Source organism: Lactobacillus sp. WILCCON 0059 (assembly GCF_057197985.1).
The window spans coordinates 208,769-227,743 of the sequence record NZ_JBUBHN010000001.1 but is presented as its reverse complement, the minus strand read 5'-3'; the positions used below and the strand labels follow the sequence as shown (position 1 = coordinate 227,743).

At 49.9% G+C, this 18,975-nt stretch carries 20 protein-coding genes; 3 read left to right on the top strand and 17 right to left on the bottom strand.

Annotated features, from left to right (window positions below; all coding sequences use genetic code 11):
• Positions 1-11 precede the first annotated feature (11 nt).
• Positions 12-650, top strand: a complete 639-nt coding sequence (locus tag ACYVUT_RS01115) for an ABC transporter ATP-binding protein (protein WP_484499707.1) — start codon at positions 12-14, stop codon at positions 648-650.
• Here the strand turns inward: ACYVUT_RS01115 and ACYVUT_RS01110 are convergent.
• Positions 647-1,126: a PTS sugar transporter subunit IIA gene (locus ACYVUT_RS01110; protein ID WP_484499705.1), complete on the bottom strand. Its 480-nt coding sequence runs from the start codon at positions 1,124-1,126 to the stop codon at positions 647-649. The two genes, ACYVUT_RS01115 and ACYVUT_RS01110, sit on opposite strands and share 4 nt — an antisense overlap.
• A 169-nt stretch (positions 1,127-1,295) precedes the next feature.
• Here ACYVUT_RS01110 and ACYVUT_RS01105 point away from each other — a divergent pair, with 169 nt between their 5' ends.
• Positions 1,296-1,769, top strand: coding sequence for a nucleoside 2-deoxyribosyltransferase (locus ACYVUT_RS01105; protein ID WP_201330142.1), 474 nt, complete (start codon positions 1,296-1,298; stop codon positions 1,767-1,769).
• Positions 1,770-1,832: 63 nt separating this feature from the next.
• On the opposite strand, the gene ACYVUT_RS01100 is transcribed toward ACYVUT_RS01105, so the two are convergent.
• The 12 genes from ACYVUT_RS01100 to ACYVUT_RS01045 all read right to left on the bottom strand — a co-directional run bounded on the left by ACYVUT_RS01100 (position 1,833) and on the right by ACYVUT_RS01045 (position 10,802).
• On the bottom strand, positions 1,833-3,122 hold the full coding sequence (locus tag ACYVUT_RS01100) for a GHKL domain-containing protein (RefSeq protein WP_484499704.1): 1,290 nt from the start codon (positions 3,120-3,122) through the stop codon (positions 1,833-1,835).
• A 14-nt stretch (positions 3,123-3,136) separates the two neighbouring features.
• Positions 3,137-3,856: a LytR/AlgR family response regulator transcription factor gene (locus ACYVUT_RS01095; protein ID WP_484499703.1), complete on the bottom strand. Its 720-nt coding sequence runs from the start codon at positions 3,854-3,856 to the stop codon at positions 3,137-3,139.
• Between the two features lie 6 nt (positions 3,857-3,862).
• Positions 3,863-5,371: a hypothetical protein gene (locus ACYVUT_RS01090; protein WP_484499702.1), complete on the bottom strand. Its 1,509-nt coding sequence runs from the start codon at positions 5,369-5,371 to the stop codon at positions 3,863-3,865.
• Positions 5,372-5,373: 2 nt separating this feature from the next.
• Positions 5,374-6,000, bottom strand: a complete 627-nt coding sequence (locus ACYVUT_RS01085) for an ATP-binding cassette domain-containing protein (RefSeq protein ID WP_484499701.1) — start codon at positions 5,998-6,000, stop codon at positions 5,374-5,376.
• A 137-nt stretch (positions 6,001-6,137) separates the two neighbouring features.
• The gene (gene nagA, locus ACYVUT_RS01080) at positions 6,138-7,286 is read right to left on the bottom strand and encodes an N-acetylglucosamine-6-phosphate deacetylase (RefSeq protein WP_484499699.1); all 1,149 of its coding nucleotides are present in this window, start codon (positions 7,284-7,286) and stop codon (positions 6,138-6,140) included.
• Positions 7,287-7,405: 119 nt separating this feature from the next.
• On the bottom strand, positions 7,406-7,684 hold the full coding sequence (locus tag ACYVUT_RS01075; protein ID WP_484501369.1) for a hypothetical protein: 279 nt from the start codon (positions 7,682-7,684) through the stop codon (positions 7,406-7,408).
• Positions 7,665-7,904 carry a hypothetical protein gene (locus ACYVUT_RS01070; protein WP_484501368.1) on the bottom strand — a complete coding sequence of 80 codons (240 nt, stop codon included), beginning with the start codon at positions 7,902-7,904 and terminating at the stop codon, positions 7,665-7,667. Before ACYVUT_RS01070 ends, ACYVUT_RS01075 begins: the two co-directional genes overlap by 20 nt.
• 27 nt (positions 7,905-7,931) lie before the next feature.
• Positions 7,932-8,420, bottom strand: coding sequence for a hypothetical protein (locus ACYVUT_RS01065; RefSeq protein ID WP_484499697.1), 489 nt, complete (start codon positions 8,418-8,420; stop codon positions 7,932-7,934).
• Positions 8,410-9,015 carry an ATP-binding cassette domain-containing protein gene (locus tag ACYVUT_RS01060; protein WP_484501367.1) on the bottom strand — a complete coding sequence of 202 codons (606 nt, stop codon included), beginning with the start codon at positions 9,013-9,015 and terminating at the stop codon, positions 8,410-8,412. Before ACYVUT_RS01060 ends, ACYVUT_RS01065 begins: the two co-directional genes overlap by 11 nt.
• 33 nt (positions 9,016-9,048) lie before the next feature.
• The gene (locus ACYVUT_RS01055; RefSeq protein WP_484499695.1) at positions 9,049-9,579 is read right to left on the bottom strand and encodes a hypothetical protein; all 531 of its coding nucleotides are present in this window, start codon (positions 9,577-9,579) and stop codon (positions 9,049-9,051) included.
• Complete coding sequence (locus tag ACYVUT_RS01050) at positions 9,579-10,394, bottom strand: hypothetical protein (RefSeq protein ID WP_484499694.1); 816 nt, start codon at positions 10,392-10,394, stop codon at positions 9,579-9,581. The genes ACYVUT_RS01055 and ACYVUT_RS01050 overlap by 1 nt, the downstream gene beginning before the upstream one ends.
• Positions 10,395-10,403: 9 nt before the next feature.
• Positions 10,404-10,802 (bottom strand): choline-binding protein, encoded by a 399-nt coding sequence (locus ACYVUT_RS01045; RefSeq protein WP_439776097.1) that lies wholly within the window; start codon positions 10,800-10,802, stop codon positions 10,404-10,406.
• A gap of 307 nt (positions 10,803-11,109) precedes the next feature.
• Between ACYVUT_RS01045 and ACYVUT_RS01040 the strand changes: the two genes are divergently transcribed.
• Complete coding sequence (locus ACYVUT_RS01040; RefSeq protein WP_484499693.1) at positions 11,110-14,115, top strand: TIM-barrel domain-containing protein; 3,006 nt, start codon at positions 11,110-11,112, stop codon at positions 14,113-14,115.
• A gap of 151 nt (positions 14,116-14,266) precedes the next feature.
• On the opposite strand, the gene ACYVUT_RS01035 is transcribed toward ACYVUT_RS01040, so the two are convergent.
• The 4 genes from ACYVUT_RS01035 to ACYVUT_RS01020 all read right to left on the bottom strand — a co-directional run bounded on the left by ACYVUT_RS01035 (position 14,267) and on the right by ACYVUT_RS01020 (position 18,970).
• Complete coding sequence (locus tag ACYVUT_RS01035; RefSeq protein ID WP_484499692.1) at positions 14,267-15,124, bottom strand: sugar ABC transporter permease; 858 nt, start codon at positions 15,122-15,124, stop codon at positions 14,267-14,269.
• Positions 15,125-15,126: 2 nt separating this feature from the next.
• Positions 15,127-16,485 carry a carbohydrate ABC transporter permease gene (locus ACYVUT_RS01030; protein ID WP_439776100.1) on the bottom strand — a complete coding sequence of 453 codons (1,359 nt, stop codon included), beginning with the start codon at positions 16,483-16,485 and terminating at the stop codon, positions 15,127-15,129.
• A gap of 53 nt (positions 16,486-16,538) precedes the next feature.
• Positions 16,539-17,756 carry an extracellular solute-binding protein gene (locus tag ACYVUT_RS01025; RefSeq protein ID WP_439776101.1) on the bottom strand — a complete coding sequence of 406 codons (1,218 nt, stop codon included), beginning with the start codon at positions 17,754-17,756 and terminating at the stop codon, positions 16,539-16,541.
• A 107-nt stretch (positions 17,757-17,863) separates the two neighbouring features.
• Complete coding sequence (locus ACYVUT_RS01020; RefSeq protein ID WP_439776102.1) at positions 17,864-18,970, bottom strand: ABC transporter ATP-binding protein; 1,107 nt, start codon at positions 18,968-18,970, stop codon at positions 17,864-17,866.
• Positions 18,971-18,975: the final 5 nt, after the last annotated feature.

Sequence of the window (18,975 nt, the reverse complement as noted above, 5' to 3'; positions counted from 1 at the left end):
AAGGGAAAAATATGTCATACCTTACTCTCAATCATGTTTCCAAGACAATTAAGGGCCAGCCGGTCTTAAACGATATCAATTTATCTGTCGAAAAAGGCGAAGTTGTTGCTTTCACTGGCGACAACGGTTCTGGCAAAACCATGCTTTTACGCGCCATCTTAGGCTTTGTCAAAACTAGCGGTGAAATCAAGCTAGCCGGGCAATCGGTTCGTTTTAATCAACAGTTGCCAGTAAACTGCGGCACAATCATCGAAACCCCAAATTTTATTCCTTACTTGACAGCACTCGAGAACCTAAAGAACCTCGCGGCCATCAACAATACCATCAATGAAGCTGAAATTATTGAAAGCATGAAGATTTTCGCCTTGGATCAAAAAAAGGACTCTAAAGTAAAGTCCTTTTCCTTAGGCATGCGGCAAAAACTGGCCATTATTCAAGCTGTTATGGAGAAGCCTGATCTGCTGCTTCTGGACGAACCAACGAATGGTTTGGATGCTAAAGCTATCCAACTTTTTATCTCTTTGATCAAAGAAATGCAAAAGCAAGGAACGACTACCCTTTTGGTTAGTCATGATCCTCTGCTATTGCAGAATTTACCGCAAAAAATTTACCATTTGACGGATGGGCAATTAGACCAAAGTCAGAATTAAAATCCCGCATCCCACAGGGCAGAGTACAAGCCGGCAGGATCAGTCTGGGCAAAAATCCGGCTGAGGGCTTCTGGTTCAGCCTGGCTGAGGAAGGTCATGGTTCTGGCCAAAAGTTCAGCTTGGCCGTCCGCCTTTTGGTCCAGCAGCATGAAGCAAAAGCCAACTGGCAATTCACGGCTGGGATCGACCATGCTCTTGAAGCTGACCGGGTCCAGCAGCTTAATGGGAACGACCCGCTGCTGCTTGACGAAGCAGCCTTCCGTATGCGGAAAAGCCAGGTTGGGGAGACCCGGGGCCAGATTGCAGCTGGCCAGGCCAGTCGGAAAATCCTCTTCCCTGTCCACCACCTGGTCTAAAAAGCCGGCCGCTACCAGCCCCTGCTCCAGCAGCTTTTTGTAGACTTGGGCAAACATGTCGGCCCGGTCTTCGGCCCGCAAAACAAAACAGCTTTCCGCTTTTAAGAGTTCTTCAGTCACTTTTTCCACCCCTTTTTAAAAATACAACTACCCTTATTATAAGCTATATAGCGCTGGCCAACTTGACTGGCGCTTAATTTTTGACTAGTCAGCCGGGGCGGAAAATGGTAAAGTTATTCTAGAAAAAGAAACACAATATCTCGCAACAGACATGAAAGGAATACAAGATATGCCAAAAAAGACGATCTACTTCGGTGCCGGCTGGTTCACTGACCGCCAAAACAAAGCCTACAAGGAAGCCATGGAAGCCCTCAAGGAAAACCCAACGATTGACCTGGAAAACAGCTACGTTCCCCTGGACAACCAGTACAAGGGTATCCGGGTCGACGAACACCCGGAATACCTACACGACAAGGTTTGGGCTACAGCCACCTACAACAACGACTTGAACGGGATCAAGACCAACGATGTCATGCTGGGCGTCTACATCCCTGACGAAGAAGACGTCGGCCTGGGCATGGAACTGGGTTACGCCTTGAGCCAAGGCAAGTACGTCCTTTTGGTTATCCCAGATGAAGACTACGGCAAGCCGATCAACCTCATGAGTTGGGGCGTCAGCGACAACGTGATCAAGATGAGCCAGCTGAAGGACTTCAACTTCAACAAGCTGCGCTTCGACTTCTACGAAGGTGCCGTATATTAAAAAAGCTACATCTAACAAAAAGCCTGCCTTCCGCAATCTTGGAAGACAGGCTTTTTCTCTTTTCTAAAACTCCCGGGGGGCTTTTAAAGCATTTGGCACAAAGACTTCGGCTCTAAATTCTCCCCCGCCGCTGGCGAGCGCGATTTTCGGGCTAAAAGTTAACCGCAGGCGGCCGTGGTAAGGCTCCAAAAAGGATTTGACCTTGCCTAAGCCAATCCCCGTCCGTCCGTTTGCCGCAACACTATCCCCTTCTGGCCCGACCTTGACCCCCTTATCCGTTTGATTGGCTACGGTCAAAAGCATGGTTTTCCCGGAAAATTTCAGCACTGCCTTAACCTGGTGGTCTGCCGCCAGTGAGGCTGCCTGGCAGGCATTTTTCAAAAGATTGCCGGCAATAATGCACAGATCCAGCTGCCGCAAGGCTAAGTTGCCGGGAATCACCCCAGTCCAGCTGATTTCAACCTGCGGATACCGGGCGGCCAGGTCACCAATCACGGCATTGATTCCGCTGTTACCAGTATCGATCAATTGCCGGGTCATCTGGCTGCTACCAACCAAGTCGTCAATATAGGCAGTCAGTTCCTGATACTGGCCGGCATGAGCCAGGCCCTGCAGGCTGACCAAGTGCTGGCGGGCATCGTGGCGGAACTTCTTGGTTTCTTTCTCCCGGGCCAAAAGCGATTCATAATAGTTTTCCTCAGCTTGGAGCAGCTGCTCTTGTTCACTCATCTCGCCTTTTAATTTCCAAACCCTAAACTGTCCTTGTAAAAGAGCCATGTCCAGCCAGACGGCAGCTCCAGCCAAGCAGGCCTCTAGCACTGGCAGCTGCTTTTGCAGGCGAAGATAGGCTTGAAAACGACCTGCTGTCAGACTCGCCGCGCCCAAAGCCAGAATTTCCAGGAAAACAAACAGCCACTTGGCCTTGTCCGGCCAGCTGGCAAAAACATTTTTGACCTTAGGCGCCAAAAACAGGTAAACGAAAGTCAAAGCTATGGCAGCTTCAAAAATAAGATCAGCCGCGCCAACTTCTTGACGGCGGAGCAGCTGCTTTAGACTCAGATCCAGCAGGCTTAAAACCGCATAGCTGCCCAGCTGGCTGAGGTCTTTTTCCTTTAATGGCCCCAGCAAAGTCCGTCCCAAAGCAAGCAGGGCATAGATCAAAGCTTCATTCAAAAGTCCCAGCTGGGGACCGGCCAGGCAGTAGGCCACCAAACCAAAAAAGTAAATCCCCAGCAACCAGGCCGGCCTGATTTTCTCGGCAAAGAGATAGGCAAAAGCCAGATAAAGCTTGCTGAACTGCAGCAGGATAAAAGCCGTGTTCAAAAGCGTCACGGCATCGATAGACAAATTCATATTATGCTCCAAAATCACAGCGGCTGGGCATAAAAGCGCAGGTAGTCAAGCCAGGCAGCTTCAACAGCTTTGACCTGGCGGCGGGGAAGCAGGATTGGCTGCTTAAGGCCGGCAAGGTAGAGCTGATTATGCTTCAGATCACTGATATGCTGGTAAGCCACGATGTATTGCCTGCTCACCCGGCCAAACAAGGCGCTGTCCAGTTGTTTTTCCCAATACTTCAAGGGTTCTGGGCTGATTACTTTTTTGTCAGCCATATAGATGCAGCTCTGGTCTCCCAAACTTTCCAGCAGGCGGATTTCATTTAAGGGCAGAGCAGTCATTGCCTTGTCCGGCAAAGGAACTGCCAAGAGCTGCCTGGCCAGGATTTCCTGGTAAGCAGCCCGCAAAACCAAGGCAATATCCTCCTTCTTCCAGGGCTTGAGCAAGTAGCGGAAGGCCTTCACTTCGAAGGCGGAAGGCATATAGCGGTCATAAGCAGTTAAAAAGACCAGCAAATCGCCGCGCTTATCACGGCGCAGGCGGCGGGCCGTCTCCATTCCGCTTGTGCCAGGCATTTCGATGTCCAGGAAAATCAAGTTGTACTTTTTCCCTGCTTCAAGCAGGTCATCCCCGCTCGCGTAGCAGTCGACATGTGCGGCGTTTAGCTCCATGACCAGCAACTGCCGCAAACTCGCGCGTTCTTTTTCCTCATCGTCGCAAACCGCTATCCGCAGGCCCAGTTCCTCTTTCATCCTCTTCTACCCTTTCCGGCCAATCATCCGTTTAACTTCTGTTTTGCTCTTTTTGCTCAAGAGCTTTCCATATACCAAAGTATACAGCAGGATAAAGGAAAACTGGCAGATCAAAAGCCCAGCAGGACTTGCAGCGTAAAGGACAAGCAAGATAGCCGTGACCAGAAAACAAACAAGCAGCGCTAAGGCAGCCGCCACCGCGGCAGGCGGGAAGATTATTCTCCACTTGTGCCCACTGGTAAACAAGGCGAAAACCTTGGTCCGGTTGAGCTGAACCCAGGCAGCAGCTTGATAGTTCAAGATGCTGGCCAGCAAAAACAAGAGCAAGGCGCTGTTCAGCAACTCCCACAAGCAGCTCTTTAAGTAGAGCTTGGCCAACTCCAACTTGCTTTGGGCGAGCTGCTTCAAGCGGAAAGGCTCTGGCGAGTAAATTTTTGTCAAGCCGCGCCGCTTTAAGGCAGGAATAAGCTTATCTGACCGGATAAAGAAGAGATTGCCCGTCGACAAAGCTGGATATAAAAAGCCATGCATGTCATAAATCTGGCTGGGCCATTTGCTGTAGATGATCAAGGGATTGCGGCAAAGTTGAAAATCTTGCGTTTCATTTAAAGCGGCCAGCTTTTTCCGGCTGGTCAACAAGTGCATCCCTTTCGGCACGGTTTGCCGCTTTGCGGTATTAAGTGGCAAGATTCTGCGCAAGAAATTCCGGCTTTCTGCTGGCAAGTCGGCCAGGGCAACTTCCTTTAGGTCTTGGCGGCTGATACCGGCCAGCTTTAAAGCCTGGTCATTGACAAAAACGATGTGGTCATATCCCCCTAATTCAGCTTTTGACGTTTGCATTTGGTCATCCATGATTAGGGACAAAACCGCGTTGCCTTGCCGCTCTTCATCTTTGATGAGCGCGAGTTCAGCCGGGTAATGATCTCTTTGGTCCAAGCGGCCATCATCATCAAAACTGACGGCTGCTGGAACTTGCTGCCATTTTTCCTTTGACTGGTAATTTTCATAGGCACTCTTGGCCAGTAAGGCCGCTTGCGGCAGGGACCAGGCTAACAGCAGCAAGGCTGATACTTGCAGGCAACGCAGGGCGATTTTTCCTTGATTTTTTCCAGAACCGCGGCTGACGCGAAATTTGTCCGGCAGCTTCATCAGCAGCAGTGAACAGAAAATCAAGACCAGTTCAATCAACAGTAAAAGAGCAGAATTGCCTAAAAAACTTTTTTCACGAAAAATCAGACCAAACAACAAAATACCAAGCAGGCTGCCATCAAGGCTCCAAACAAAGAGACAGGTAAAATTATCCAGACAGATTTCCAACCTGCTGATTCCGGCCAGCAGGCGAATAGTATCTTTGCGATAGCCAAGCTGCAAAGGCAAAAGCAGGCTTGTGACGTATAAAAGCAGGCTGCAGATCAAAGGCAGCCGGTCTACTGCATCGCGGCCGGGTCCAAGAGAATACAGAAAGACAAGGGCGAAGAGCAAACTGGAAGCGGCAATGTTGATTCTATTACGCATGGTCATTCTCCCAGACAAATTCGCGCGTCACACTTTTGCGCCAGGTCTTCATCGTGGGTGGCGATAAAGACGAGCGCGCCTGCCTGTGCCTGTTTTAAAAGCAAATCAGTGACCAGCCGGCGGTTGGCCGCGTCCAAAGAAGCGGTCGGTTCATCCGCGTAAATCACCTGACCCTGTTTGTATAAAAGGCGGGCCAGACCCAGACGCCGCTTTTCCCCGCCAGAAAGCACGGCTGCTTTTTCATGAGCTTGCGTTAAACCAAGCATTTTCAAGCAATGCAAGGCTTGTTCCTGGCTCTTTTTCGCCTTAGTCAAAGAAACGTTGTACAGCAGGCTTTCTTCATCGATGATTCCAGCATCTTGATAGAGAAAGGCCGCCTTTTCCCGCCAAAATTTCTCCCTTTTCCCTTCCGGCCAGCTGCTGGCATTCTCGCCATTGATCAGAATTTTTCCCTTGCTTGGCAGGCTTAACAAGCCGAGCAGGTTGAGCAAAGTGGTTTTGCCAGCGCCGGACCGGCCAACCAGGGCAACTGCTTGCCCGCCATTTGCTTGAAAAGATAAATCTTGAAAAAGCAGCTTGTCTCCTGTTTGCGCCGTAATCTGATCGGCAGAAACACTTATTCCTTTCATCGCGCTACATCCTCCTTTGTTTCAACACCGTAATTCTATCCCTAAAAAAAGTTCCAAAACCGCAAATGCCGTTGAATGGTCATCTGCGCCGGTGAATGGCAGCAAAAAAGCCCGCTGACCAGCAGCGAGCTTCGCTATTATTCTTCCCAGCGAATTTCCCCATTCAAGTAGGTCTTCGCCAGGGACATGTCATCCTTCAAAATCAAAAAGTCAGCAGGCAGGCCCGGACGAATTGCCCCGCACTTGTCCAGCAGGCCTTGGCTGCGGGCCGGGTTATAGCTGGCCATCAAAACAGCCTCTTCCTTGCCGGCCAGCCCCCAGTCAACCAGGTTCTTTACCCCGTCCTTCAGCTGCAAGACGCTGCCGGCCAAGTTGTCGCCATCCTTCAAGCGCGCCATCCCGTCCTTGACGTATACCGGCAGTTCCCCCAGCATGTAGTCGCCATCCGGCATCATCCCGGCTTCCATGCAGTCAGTGATCAAAACGATATGATCCTTGCCTTTTGCCGCCAGTAGGGCCTTGATGGCGCTAGGCGTGACGTGGTGACCATCCGCAATCAGTTCGTTATCCATGTTCTCTAAGGCCATGGCCGCGTTGGCGATATTTGGCCGGTTGTGGGAAAAGTCCGGCATCCCGTTAAAGGTGTGGGTAAAAATCGTTGCCCCAGCCTGAGCAGCTGCCTTAGTCTGGTCGTAGCTGGCACTAGAGTGACCCAAGGCCACCTTGACTCCCCGGCTGACAGCATAGCTTACGAATGCTGGCGTTCCCGGACGTTCTGGCGCAAGAGAGATCTTCTTCAGCATCCCCTTTGACGCTTCCAGCCACTTGTCCAGTTCTGCCGGGCTTGGGTCCATCATGTATTTTTGATTTTCCGCCCCCGCGTGTTCTTCCGTGAAAAATGGGCCTTCAAAGTGAATCCCTTGAATCTTAGCTCCGCTTTCTTCTCCCTGGTGAGCAGCCAGCATCCGGCAGACTTCAGCCAATTGCTCACTGGACGCGGTCACTGTCGTTGGCAGCCAGCTGGTTACCCCGGCACTCAGCAAGGCTTCAGACAGACGGTTGATCCCCTCCCAGTCGCTCTTCATCACGTCTTCTTTAACAGAGCCGTGGATGTGAGTATCGACATAGCCCGGTGCCACGCTGAAGCCAGTGTAGTCCACCGCGTCCGGCACTTGGCTGCCTTCTGGCAGGTAGGCCCCGAATTTACCATCAACAATCTCTAAATAGCCACCTTTTTCCCGGCCATTTGGCAGGTAAAACTGATCAGCATGAATGTAATAGCGCATTTTTTCTCCTTAGTAAAACAATCTTTTTCTTCTATTATTCTTAACTCTGTAAGCCTTTTAGTCAATGCTTTGCTAAAAAATGAGCAAAAATAAAACTGCCTGTCTTAGGCAGTTAAAGATCAGCTATTGGATTTTTTGAAGAAAAAGCCCTGCGACCGGACCAGGTCTCCAGCAACTTTCTTCTGCTCATCCGTCAAATTGTAAAAACTTAGCCGCAAGCCGCCTTCAAAGAGCATCAATGCCAATTTGTCATGATCCTGCAAGGCAATTTTTAAACCAAGTGTTTCGTTCACGCAAAAACGCTTGATGAGCTTGCTCAAGTCCGGGTATTCTAATCGGCTTAGAAGATCTTGATGGCGCAAGGAGTTCAGCCAGTCATCACCGTAATCTACAATCATACAAATAGATTTCCGCGTCATAATAGCTGACCAGGCCCAAAATAATGAAAGAAAGCTTTTTAGAAAAAGATTTATAGTACTTTTCTTGAATAAATGACTCAAACTCATCAAATTTATCATTTCCAGCTTGAAAGGTTACAGGAAAGAAATCAAGGTAATACCATTTGCCTTCATTCTCTTCGTCATCTTTCGCCAGAATATCATCTAGTTTATTTTCCAACAATTCTACCCCTAAATCTGCCTTCATCTAACCCAAAGATAAACACAGGCAAAAGCCCAGCCGAATCAAAGTTAAAAGCAGGATGATCAGCCAGCTCTTCTGCAGCTTCATCCCTGCCCAAGCGGCTAAGCCTGTTAACACAACATACACCAGCAATCCGAGCAAAAGCTGCCAGCTGAAGGCCAAGAATAAAATAAGGAGGTTGGGCCAATAAGCTGTTGCCAAACCTGGACTGAGCAATTGCCAGATGGCGCGGTTTTCTTCTTTCGCTGACAATCGCCGCACCTTCATGAAGACCCACACTTCCTGCAAGTCTTGCTGGCAGGAAACAAAGATCCACAGCTGCATGGCCAAAAGGCCAAGGCCACACAAGATAGTGACTGGGGTGAGCAGGTAGATCCCATAGCTGATCTGCCCTGCCGCTGCTGCTTTCTGCGGCCCCTGGACTTCTAAAAGCCAGACCTCCAGCAGACTGACGACCGCGCTTAATTGCAGAAATTGTTTGTTAATTTTCATTTTGAGTCAGGGCGCCTTGCTCTAAGACATAATGCTTGTTGTAGTTGATTCCTGGCACTTGATCATGGGACGCAATCACCACGCTCCGTCCTTCTTTAGCCAGGTCATTGACCAAGTCCGCGAAAGCCAGCAAAGAATCCGCGTCCAAGCCTCTTGACGGTTCATCCAGCAGAATCACGTTCTGCTTTTCCATGATGGCCTGGATGATCCCGGCCTTCTGCCGCATCCCGATTGAATACTTGCTCATGCGCTGCTTGCTGGCTAAATCCAAGCCCAGTCTTTGACAAAAAGTCTGCGTGTAGTCATAGTCAAATTCATGCTTGAGCTTGGCCAGAAAACTCAAATTGCTCTTCAAGTCAGCAAATTCCAAGAAACCAGGGTTTTCAATCAAGGCGCCAATTTCATCTTTTTTGCCCAAAGTGCACTTCCCGCCAGTTGCCTGGTAGATGCCGGTAATTGCTTTAAATAAGGTAGATTTTCCGCAACCGTTTGGCCCAGTGATGTGGGCCAGGTCGCCTGGCTCAAGGGTAAAGGTCGCGTCCTTGATTACTTCCTGCCCTTGAAAAGACATCTGCAAGTGGTCAACTTCTAACATTTCTTTCCTCCAAAAATTATCAGCTTAATCGTCCTACAAACTGCCAATAGCTCTAAGCGCACCATAAAGAGGCCCAAGCTCAATTAAGTAGTGATATAAAAGTGGCAACAAAGTAGCTGCCGCTAAAAGCGGCCAGCCATTTGGCAACGTAAAGCTATAGGCATACAAGGACATTGTCAGCAGCAGAATCAAAAACTTAGCCAGCAGAATGATGATCGTCAGCCGAAACTCAGCTGGTCCTGCAATGCGGGCTCCAAACAAAAAACAAATCGCAAGTTGGCTTACGTAAAAGAGACTAGCAGTCAGCAGATTAAACTGAAGAATTTTTACATAAACCTTAGCAAGCGACTGACGTAATTCGACTAGCTCCCGGCTCTTTCTAAGAGCCAAGTCATAGCCCAAAATGATCAAGCAAGCCGGTAGCTGGATTAAGTAGGTGTAAAAGCCCGCCAAACCAATTCCAAACAGATTTTTTATCGGTGAGATGACAGGAGCAATAAGCGCTAAAAAGAGCATCATCCCCCAGACAGTCTTGGCTTTCGGATTCCAAAAAATCAGCTTCATTAATCCAGCAGTCCTTGCCCTGCTCTATGCATATAAAGACGCGCAAACAAAACAGAAAGGCCAGCATAAAAAATCAGGCTGACAAGCGGATATACAATTGTAACTCCCATTAGTTTTCCATTAACAGTCATGACACCTGGAGCCTGTATATTGCCAAAAAGCAGCGCGTATGCAAAATCATAGAGAACCGGAATATTCGTTTGAGCAATGACTATTGGAAGAACTGAACCAGCAAAACTGACCAGCAAGGCTACAGGAATCACCAAAATCGTCCGTTTGACAAAGAGACAAGTACTATAAGTCAATAAAGCCCAAATTCCCCAGCCCAGTGCTGAAATAACAGTATAAATCAAAAATTGTAAGCTTGCATTTTGGTTAAAAAGCGTAAAAGAAGTTTCTGATTGCTTAAAAGTAAGAGAAAAATCCAGATATCCGAACTTGACTGATACAAGCAAAAGTTCCATAGCGGTCAGCAATAAGCGGTACACGGCAGCTAGCACAAAAAGCTGCAGCCCCTGCTTGGCCCAATAGTTTCTCCTATTTACACGGGTCAAAGCGCTGCTGTCCAAGTTGCTGTTCTTTTGATAGATTAGCATCCAGCTGACGATTGCTGGGAATAAGGCCAAAAATAATACAAAGTGAATTATCGACTCATATCCACCCGCGAGCTGCGAGTTATAAAACAGTTGCCAAGCCAAATTCGAACTAGGCTTAAGCATCTTATTTGCCTCAATAGCGCCAAGCTGGTTCTGTGCATCAACCAGTGTCAATAAGGCTAATCCACCGAAAACATAGCGATTCTTTACTAAGTTCATCCCTTTCACCTACTTTTTATCCGCACTAAAGTGCAGTCTTACATTGCTGTAGTTGGGTTCGAAATTAGAAGATCTCACTGCCGCACGATAATGCTTATTTTTCACGCCAGTGTTATTGCCCCCTCTAGTTGTTTTATTTTTTTGCAAATTAGTTTCCGCTGATCGTGTTTCACCAACATTATTCACTAATTTAACTTTATAGCCAAAAGAATTTGGCATAGCATCACCATTAAATGACGCGTACTGGCTATTAGTTGTCTTCAAATTTGACTTTTGAGTTACACCCCATTGCCCCCAGCCGGGTACTCCAGTTGTTCCAGCGGTCCATGTTGCAGCACCAACTAACCCAGTTACTGATAATAGTGACATTGCAATTAACCCTGCCGTCAATAATTTTGCTTTTTTCATTACATTTTCCTCCTTGTTTTATAAAAAATAACCTATTTTTTCTTTTTGATTATATCATTATTTGTTTTTTTGCGTCAATGTGAAAAAGAGTTTTTTGTTATATATTATGCTTAACAAGCGCTAAGTATTTTCAGCTTTTTGCTAAATATTGTTAGACAGGTACTTCCTTTTTTATGAATAAAATATGTCTGCAGCTTATCCGGCAACCCATCCTGGCAACCCAAACTGGTATAGGCTATTTTTTCCAATTTATCGGCTTTTTGGCTATAATTAGATTAGATATTTCATGACATAAAGGAAAAAGATTATGACTGCAGACCTGCAAAATTCAAGACATCAATTAGGAAGACTGGTTGGCGTCAATAAGCGTGAAAATTACTATGAGCTTCATTACGCGACCGGCGAGATCGCCCGCGTCTACTTGATCGCAAGCGGCATCTTCCGCTACTGGCTGGATCCAAGTCAAGAATTTGCCGAAACAGATGACATGCTGGTCAAAGGCATCGAGCCCGACCCGCAATGTTTCGCCCGGGCCACGGCCCACGCGACCAGCGACATGTTCATCATCACCGCTGGCAGCTGCAAGTTGATTTTCCAGCAGAAAACCGGCACCTTCAGCATCTTTGACGAATCCGTCCACCGGCCACGGATGGTCCAAGCTTCTGCCCTCGAACTGAGCGGCAAGCACAGCATCGAAATTCTGAAACAAGGGCAAAACGAATACTACTACGGCGGCGGAGTTCAAAACGGCCACTTCAGCCACAAGGGCGAAAAAATCACCATCAAGACCGATGGCATCACCGGGGCTGACGGCGTTCTGGCTGCCGTGCCTTTCTTCTGGACCAACGCTGGCTTTGCCGAACTGCGCAACACGACCGCGACTGGCCACTACGACTTCGGCCGGCAAAATTCCCAGCTCACCATCCTCAGCCACCGGACCCCGGTCTTTGACAGCTACTATATAATAGGAAACTCTCCGCAAGAATTGCTGTCCAGCTTCTATTATTTGACGGGCAAACCCTTCATGCTGCCCAGCTACGCCCTCTCCTTCGGCCACCTGGGCAACTTCCTTGATGGCTCCTGGCAAGAAGCTGACGGCAAGGGCCATGAAGCAGTCCGCTTTGAAGACAACCGCTACTACTCAAGAAAGGCTGAAACCGGCGCTCGCCTGCCTAGCCTGAACGGGGAAAAGGACTACCAGTTCTCCGCCCGGGCCATGCTGGACCGCTACCAGCGCTGGGGCTTCCCATTATCCTGGATCATCCCCAACTATGAAAGCCAAACCGCGGCCAAGCCTGATGACTTTGCCGCCTTTGCCAGCTATGCCCAAAATCGCAACTGCCATCCAGGCTTCTGGAGTGAAAAAGGCCAGCCTTTAGCCCGGCACAGCGAATTTGCCGCGGTCGACGACCCAAGCAGCGACTTGACTGCCGTCAATTCCGACCTGGCTAAGGAAAATCCGAAAGCCAAGCCCCTCACCCTGGTCCGCGACAGCCTCCTTCCTTACCAAGGCCAGGCTGCCCTGGCCTTCGGCGATGTCAGCGGCGACTGGTCCAGCATCAAAACGCAAATCTCTACCTTATTAGGTGCTGGTTTGTCCGGCCTGCCCTTCATTGGGGCAGCGGCTGGTGGCAAGCACGGGCAAGAAAACGCCCAAGTCGCCGTCCGCGACCTGGAATGGAAGACCTTTACCCCGCTTTTCTTCGTCATCGACGACCAAAGTCCCCTCAGCAAGACCCCTTTCGCCTTCAACAATAAGGTCTCCCGGATCATGAAGGCCTACCTTGGCTTGCGCGAGCAGCTAAAGCCTTACCTTTATGCCCTCAGCCGCCAGGCCCAAGACGGCCTGCCCCTGGTCCGGCCGCTCTTGATGGCCTTTCCGCATGAACAGGTTGGCTACGGCCGGGACTTTGCCGATGAATTCATGCTGGGCGACCAATTGCTTGTCGCGCCAATCGTCAACGGCAAGTCTGACAATCAAGGCATGAGCGTCCGCGACCGGATCTACCTGCCCGACAAGCAGACTGTCTGGATCGACCTCTTTACCGGCGACCGTTTGATGGGCGGCCGGGTCTACAACCGGCGCAAGTACCCTCTTTGGCAATTGCCCGTCTTCGTCAGAGGCGGCAGCATCTTTGACCTGGGCAACCGGCGCTTCGTTTTCTACCCGCAAGGCGACGCCTCCATCAGCACTTACAGCGACAACGACCAAAGCGACTACAAGCACAACAGCGCTCAAACCGTCATCCGCACCCATGTGGCCGACAGCAAGCTGCGCGTGATCATCGAACCAACCACCGGCTACTACCCGAACATGGCCATTAAAGAGAAAACCTTCCTTTATATATACTGTGACCAGCACCCAGATGAAATCCAGCTCCGGGCCGGCGACAATGAAGTCATCACCTTGACCGAATACGGCACGCCGGAAACCCTGCAAAGAGCCAAGGAAGGCTTCTACTACGACAACAAGTTCTGCTGGCCGGAAGGCTTCAAGGACTTGGGTTCAACCCCTCGCCCAGCTTTGATCATCAAGTTGCAGGAGCGGGACATCAAGCAGGAAAAGCTGGAAATCCTGGTCAACAACTTCCGCTTCGCCAATGAGCAACTGGTTCACCAGATCACCGACGCCGCCCTGCCCCTGCCGGGCAAGGTCGAAGTCGACCGAGATAAAATCAGCGCTCACTCTTTGACGGTCAAGTGGGCCCAGCGGACGCCTAGTGTCCAGATCGAATTGAACGGCCTGCTCTACACCGGGATCAGCGGGAACATCTTCACCTTCACCGACCTGGCCGCCAACACTGGCTACCGGCTGCGCCTCCGCTATGAAGCTGGCTACAAGGTATCCGAATGGTCCGACCTCTTGCAGGTCAAGACCAAGCGGGACCCGCGGGACTTTATCATTTCCAATGTCAAAGTCACTTCCAGCCAAGAAAGTGAACGTGGCCACCAGCTGAAAAACCTCCTGGACCGGCGACTGGCAACCGACTGGCAAAGCGTGGGCAAGCCAAGTGAGGACCAGCCACTGACTTTGACCTTCAGCTTCCCGGACCAAACGGAATTAAACAAGCTGATCTACCTGCCAAGAGCCAGCAGCCGGGATGGCCGGCCTTTGAAGATGCGGGTTGAAATCTCCACCGACGGTGAAAACTTCACCAGCTACGGATCTGACTACCAGTTCAACAGTGACTGCAAGAACAAGGTCATCGGTCTCAGAGGGGTCAGCGCCAAGGCTGTCCGCCTCAGCATCCTGGAAACGACCGGCGATTACGCTGCCGCCAGCGGCATCGACTTCTACCGGCCCCTTAAATAAGCAGTAGTTTTTAGACAATTTTAGACAAAAAAACAGTGGAAAGCTTCGCTATGAAGCTTCCACTGTTTTTCTTTAATCGAATCCGAGATATTCTCAGATTCTTTTCGCTGAGAAGGCAAGGATTGAATGAAATGTTGTTTGGATTTGTGTGTTAACCCTTGTCAGCACCTGCAGTAATCCCACTGACGTAGAACTTCTGCATGATGATGAAGAGGATCGTGATTGGGATAGCAATGATGACACAGCCAGCCACGAATTGGGCGAAGTAGGTCGTCGCGCTCCCCTTTGAAGAAGAAAGCATGTTGTACAGACCGTACGCGATCGTGTAGGTCTTTGGGTCACCTGAAGTAGAGAGGATGATCCCGGAGAAGATGAAGTCTACCCATGGTGCCATGAAAGTCGTTAAAGCTGTGTAGACGATCATTGGCTTGGAGAGCGGCAGGCCGATCTTAGTGAAGACCTGCCATTTGGTTGCACCATCCAGTTCAGCTGCTTCATCCAGTGACCGCGGGATAGTGTCGAAGAAACCCTTGGCAACGTAGAAGCCAAGGCCGGCACCACCGACGTAAACCATGATCAAGCCGCCCAGGTTCAGCATGTTCAGCCCCTTCAAGATGTAGTAAAGGGCGATCATGGACATGAAGCCAGGGAACATGCCCAAAACCAGGGCAATCTGCAGGAATGGCTTGCGGAATTTAAAGCGTAAGCGGGACAGAACGTAAGCAACTGAGATTTGGATAAAGGTTGACAGAGTAGCGGAAATAATCGCTACGATCAAAGTGTTGATAATCCAGTGCAGGTACGGGAACTGGGAGTTGGTAAAGATCCCGATGTAGTTCTGCAAAGTCCATTTTTCAGGGAAGAAGGTTGAGATAAAGCCAGTGTCATTGTATGAGAAGCTGGCCAAAACGATCCAAAGAATGGGGATCAGCCATAAGATTGCCAAAATCGTCAGCAATAAATATCTGAAGAAAAGGGATACTTTTCTCTGGTTAGAGTAAGACTTCAATTTTATCCCTCCTTAAACGCGGTGGTGTGACGGTAAGCGATCAAGGAAATCGTCGCACTCAAGATGAAGATCAAGATGCCCAGAACGGCTGAGGCGTTGTAGCGCTGCTGCTGACCGAAGGTCAAGTTGTAGAGCCAGTTGACCAGAAGGTCGGTTGAGCCGGCACCGTTGTAGTTGTTGTTCATTGGCTTACCACCAGTCAACAGGAAGATAACGTTGAAGTTGTTGATGTTGCCGATGAACTGCTGAATCAAGGACGGACCCATGACAAAGAGGATCTGCGGGAAGGTAATGTTGTGGAAAATCTGGAAGGAGTTAGCCCCGTCGATTCTCGCTGCTTCAATCTGGTCTTGTGGCAGGTTTTGGATAATTGCCATGGAAACCAGCATTGAAACCGGAATACCAATCCACATGTTGACGATGATGACCGTCAGCCGGGCTACCCAAGGGGCAGCTTCATTGTCGATGAAGTGAATCGGTCCTGAAATCCAGCCCCAGTTCTGCAGCAGGGTGTTCAAAGGCCCCTGCGCGTCCAGGAATTGCGCGATCAACAGCAAGGAAACGAATTGCGGTACAGCGTAAGCAATGATGAAGATCGTCCGCCATACTTTCCGGTGCTTGATCCCCTTGGATTCAATCAAGAGGGCCAGGAGCACCCCACCTAAGAAAGTGGTTGCCGTGGCAGCTACGGCCCAGATCAAGGTCCAGCCCAGGACAGGGAAGAAGGTCCCGGCCAGGTCCCCGCTCAAAACATTGCCGAAGGCTTGGAAACCAGTCCAGGAGAAGCCGATCGGGTGTTGGCGGTCGTAGTTGGTAAAGGCCATGGAAATCATGAAGACAGTTGGCAAAACAGTGAAGAGGATAATCCCCAGCAAAGGTACGAACATTAAGGTCGCGTGCAGGCGGGAGTCCAGCAGGCTGGCCAGTTCTTCCTTGTTGGTGGCAATGTGCTTGCCATCACGCTTCTTGATGTAGTTGGCCCGGGTTGAGCGCAAGTTGGTAATGTAGAGGCAGATGAAACCGATGACCAAGAAGAGAGCCATAATCCCGAAGAGGAGGATCAGGACTGAATTATCTGGCTGTTTAGTCACGTAAACGCCTTGAGCTTGGTCAAAGACGACTCTCTTGGTCTTGTTTTCCCCAAGGTTGCTCAGCATGCTGAGGGCACTGGCCCCGCTAAAGATGAACCAGACCAGGAAAACAATTTCACTGATCAGCAGGCTGAGGCCCTTGGCCCACTGCTTATTCTTCAGGGCGCTGGCGCCCATGAAGAAGAAGGACAGCTTGTCAGCCGCGTCCCCCTTGGACCAGACTTCTTTGTAGCTGGCTGCCGGAGGAACATGTCCTTTTCTTTTAAACATTTTTCATTACTCTCCTTCTCAAGCTTAATTAAAGTTGTTGCTGCTTAATTAAATTACTTTTGAGAAATCTTCTTTGAGAACTTGGCAAGTTGAGCCTTGTATTGGCTGGCCTTGATCTTGCCGTCGTAAGTACCGCTGATCAGAGGAGCTGCACCGTCCCAGAAGGTTGCCATTTGTGGCAGCTTTGGCTGCAGAACTGAGTTGCCTGGTTGCGCCATTTCGATAACTGACTTGGCAACTGGGTCGTTTTGTACGGCACTTGAGTTAACAGCGCTCTTCAAAACTGGGATTTGACCAGCCTTTTCGTGGGCGATCAATTGTGACTTCTTGTTGGTGATGTAAGCAGCCAGTTGTGAAGCGGCCTTGGCATTTGAAGTGTGGGAGTTAACCGCGAACCCTTCGATACCCAAGAAGGCTTCCAATTGCTTCTTCTTGCCGCCAACAGTTACAGTTGGGTACTTGGCAACAGCAAAGTTCTTGCCCAAGATCTTCTTGATGTTGGCAGCGTTCCATGGACCGTCCATGATGGCGTCAGCATTGCCCTTCTTCAGCTGGTTCAAAGCGTTTGAAGTCTGCATTACACCCTTGTTGCTCTTTTGCTTGGCAATCCAGGTCAAAGCGTTGACACCGTTTTGGCTGTTGAAGGTTGACCCCTTCAAGCTTTCACCGTTTTCCCCGTACAGGGTAGTGCCAGCTGAGAAGAAGATTGGCCACATGGTGTAAGCGTTGGTGAAGTCAGTTGCCAGAACGCCCTTGGAAGTCAAAGTGTCCCAGTCCTTAACATCGCTGGCTGACAGCTTGGACTTGTTGTAGTAGATCGTGTCGGCTTGTTGAGCGTATGGGTAAGCGTAAACCTTGCCCTTCCAGGTAACGCCCTTGTATGCCTGGGTGACATAGTTCTTCTTGATGTTGGCAGTGTCACTTGGTGACAGCGGGTTGATGTAACCTGCGTTTGCCATTTGGCCTAATTGGTCGTTTGGAACTTCAAAGACGTCGGCTGCTTTGGAAGCGTCCTTGCCAACGTCAGTCTTGGCGTTAGCTGAACCGTTAGGACTTTGGGTAACCTTAACAGTAATGTTTGGATACTTCTTGTGGAAGTCCTTAACAATGTCCTTGTAGTATGATACTTGTTCAGTGTCTACCCACAAGGTAAGTGATGCCTTCTTGTCGGCAGTTGATGAACTGCTGTTGCTGCTCTTGGAGCATGCTGACAAACTCAAGGCAGCCAATACTGCCGCGCTGCTCAAAGCAGCCTTCTTAAAGAAACTCATTTTTTCCTCCTAAACAAACAATTGTTTATTTTTTCATCATCTTGCAGCTCGAGCTGCAAGTTGATTAGCTGAATTAATTATTCTTAAGCGTCCGATATTTGATGGAATTAATCGGTAATCGTTACTTGCGTTTCCTTGTCAAAGAAGTGGGCGTTGTTCAAGTTGAAGCCCGCCTTGACGCTGTCGCCTGGCTTATGGAAGTCACGGGCGTTGACAACGCCGACGAATTCGGTCTTGTCAACGTTCATGTACAGCTGGCTGGTTGCACCCAGCAATTCGGAAACGACAACCTTGGCGGAAACGACCGCTTCCGGCCAGGTTTCCAGGAAGGCTTCTTCCATGTGGATGTCTTCTGGCCGCAGGCCCATTACGACCGGCTTGCCGTTGTAGCCCTTGGCGTCCAGCGTCTTGGCCCGGCCTTCCGGCACCTTAAGCTTGATGCCTTGACCATCGTCAATGTAGCCGTCCTTGTAGGTCACGTTGAAGAAGTTCATCTGCGGTGACCCGATGAAGCCGGCAACGAACTGGTTGGCTGGCTTGTTGTAGACTTCCTTTGGCGTGCCGATCTGCTGGATCCGGCCGGCGTTCATGACAACGATCCGGTCAGCCAAGGTCATGGCTTCGGTCTGGTCGTGGGTAACGTAGATGGTGGTCGTCTTCAAGTTCTGGTGCAGCTTGGCGATTTCCGCCCGCATGGAGACACGGAGCTTGGCGTCAAGGTTGGACAGAGGCTCGTCCATCAGGAAGATCGGGGCGTCACGCACGATCGCTCTACCCAAGGCAACCCGCTGTCTTTGCCCACCGGACAGGTCGGCTGGGCGCCGTTCCAAAAGGTGGGCCAGGCCCAGGACTTCAGCGGCATTCTTGACCCGCTTGTCGATTTCATTCTTGTCATAGTGGCGCAGCTTCAAGCTGAAGGCCATGTTGTCGTAAACCGTCATGTGCGGATAAAGGGCGTAGTTCTGGAAAACCATGGCGATGTGGCGGTCGCGGGGAGCCACGTCGTTCATGACCTTGCCACCGATTTCCAAAGTCCCTTCAGTGATGTCTTCCAAGCCGGCAACCATCCGTAAGGTCGTTGACTTACCACAGCCAGACGGGCCGACAAAGACGATAAATTCGTGATCGCCAATGTGCAGGTCGAAGTCTGACACTGAGTAGTCGTCAGCGTTTGGATACTTCTTGTAGATGTGATTTAAGTTGATTTTTACCATTTTTC

Bases quoted from the DNA above. Each gene is read 5' to 3' on its own strand.
- ACYVUT_RS01020 (WP_439776102.1), bottom strand. From the start codon at position 18,970: ATGGTAAAAATCAACTTAAATCACATCTACAAGAAGTATCCAAACGCT.
- nagA (WP_484499699.1), bottom strand. From the start codon at position 7,286: ATGCGCTATTACATTCATGCTGATCAGTTTTACCTGCCAAATGGCCGG.
- ACYVUT_RS01090 (WP_484499702.1), bottom strand. From the start codon at position 5,371: ATGCGTAATAGAATCAACATTGCCGCTTCCAGTTTGCTCTTCGCCCTT.
- ACYVUT_RS01055 (WP_484499695.1), bottom strand. From the start codon at position 9,579: ATGAAGCTGATTTTTTGGAATCCGAAAGCCAAGACTGTCTGGGGGATG.
- ACYVUT_RS01115 (WP_484499707.1), top strand. From the start codon at position 12: ATGTCATACCTTACTCTCAATCATGTTTCCAAGACAATTAAGGGCCAG.
- ACYVUT_RS01085 (WP_484499701.1), bottom strand. From the start codon at position 6,000: ATGAAAGGAATAAGTGTTTCTGCCGATCAGATTACGGCGCAAACAGGA.
- ACYVUT_RS01050 (WP_484499694.1), bottom strand. From the start codon at position 10,394: ATGAACTTAGTAAAGAATCGCTATGTTTTCGGTGGATTAGCCTTATTG.
- ACYVUT_RS01025 (WP_439776101.1), bottom strand. From the start codon at position 17,756: ATGAGTTTCTTTAAGAAGGCTGCTTTGAGCAGCGCGGCAGTATTGGCT.
- ACYVUT_RS01060 (WP_484501367.1), bottom strand. From the start codon at position 9,015: ATGTTAGAAGTTGACCACTTGCAGATGTCTTTTCAAGGGCAGGAAGTA.
- ACYVUT_RS01040 (WP_484499693.1), top strand. From the start codon at position 11,110: ATGACTGCAGACCTGCAAAATTCAAGACATCAATTAGGAAGACTGGTT.
- ACYVUT_RS01065 (WP_484499697.1), bottom strand. From the start codon at position 8,420: ATGAAAATTAACAAACAATTTCTGCAATTAAGCGCGGTCGTCAGTCTG.
- ACYVUT_RS01075 (WP_484501369.1), bottom strand. From the start codon at position 7,684: ATGATTGTAGATTACGGTGATGACTGGCTGAACTCCTTGCGCCATCAA.
- ACYVUT_RS01030 (WP_439776100.1), bottom strand. From the start codon at position 16,485: ATGTTTAAAAGAAAAGGACATGTTCCTCCGGCAGCCAGCTACAAAGAA.
- ACYVUT_RS01045 (WP_439776097.1), bottom strand. From the start codon at position 10,802: ATGAAAAAAGCAAAATTATTGACGGCAGGGTTAATTGCAATGTCACTA.
- ACYVUT_RS01095 (WP_484499703.1), bottom strand. From the start codon at position 3,856: ATGAAAGAGGAACTGGGCCTGCGGATAGCGGTTTGCGACGATGAGGAA.
- ACYVUT_RS01105 (WP_201330142.1), top strand. From the start codon at position 1,296: ATGCCAAAAAAGACGATCTACTTCGGTGCCGGCTGGTTCACTGACCGC.
- ACYVUT_RS01100 (WP_484499704.1), bottom strand. From the start codon at position 3,122: ATGAATTTGTCTATCGATGCCGTGACGCTTTTGAACACGGCTTTTATC.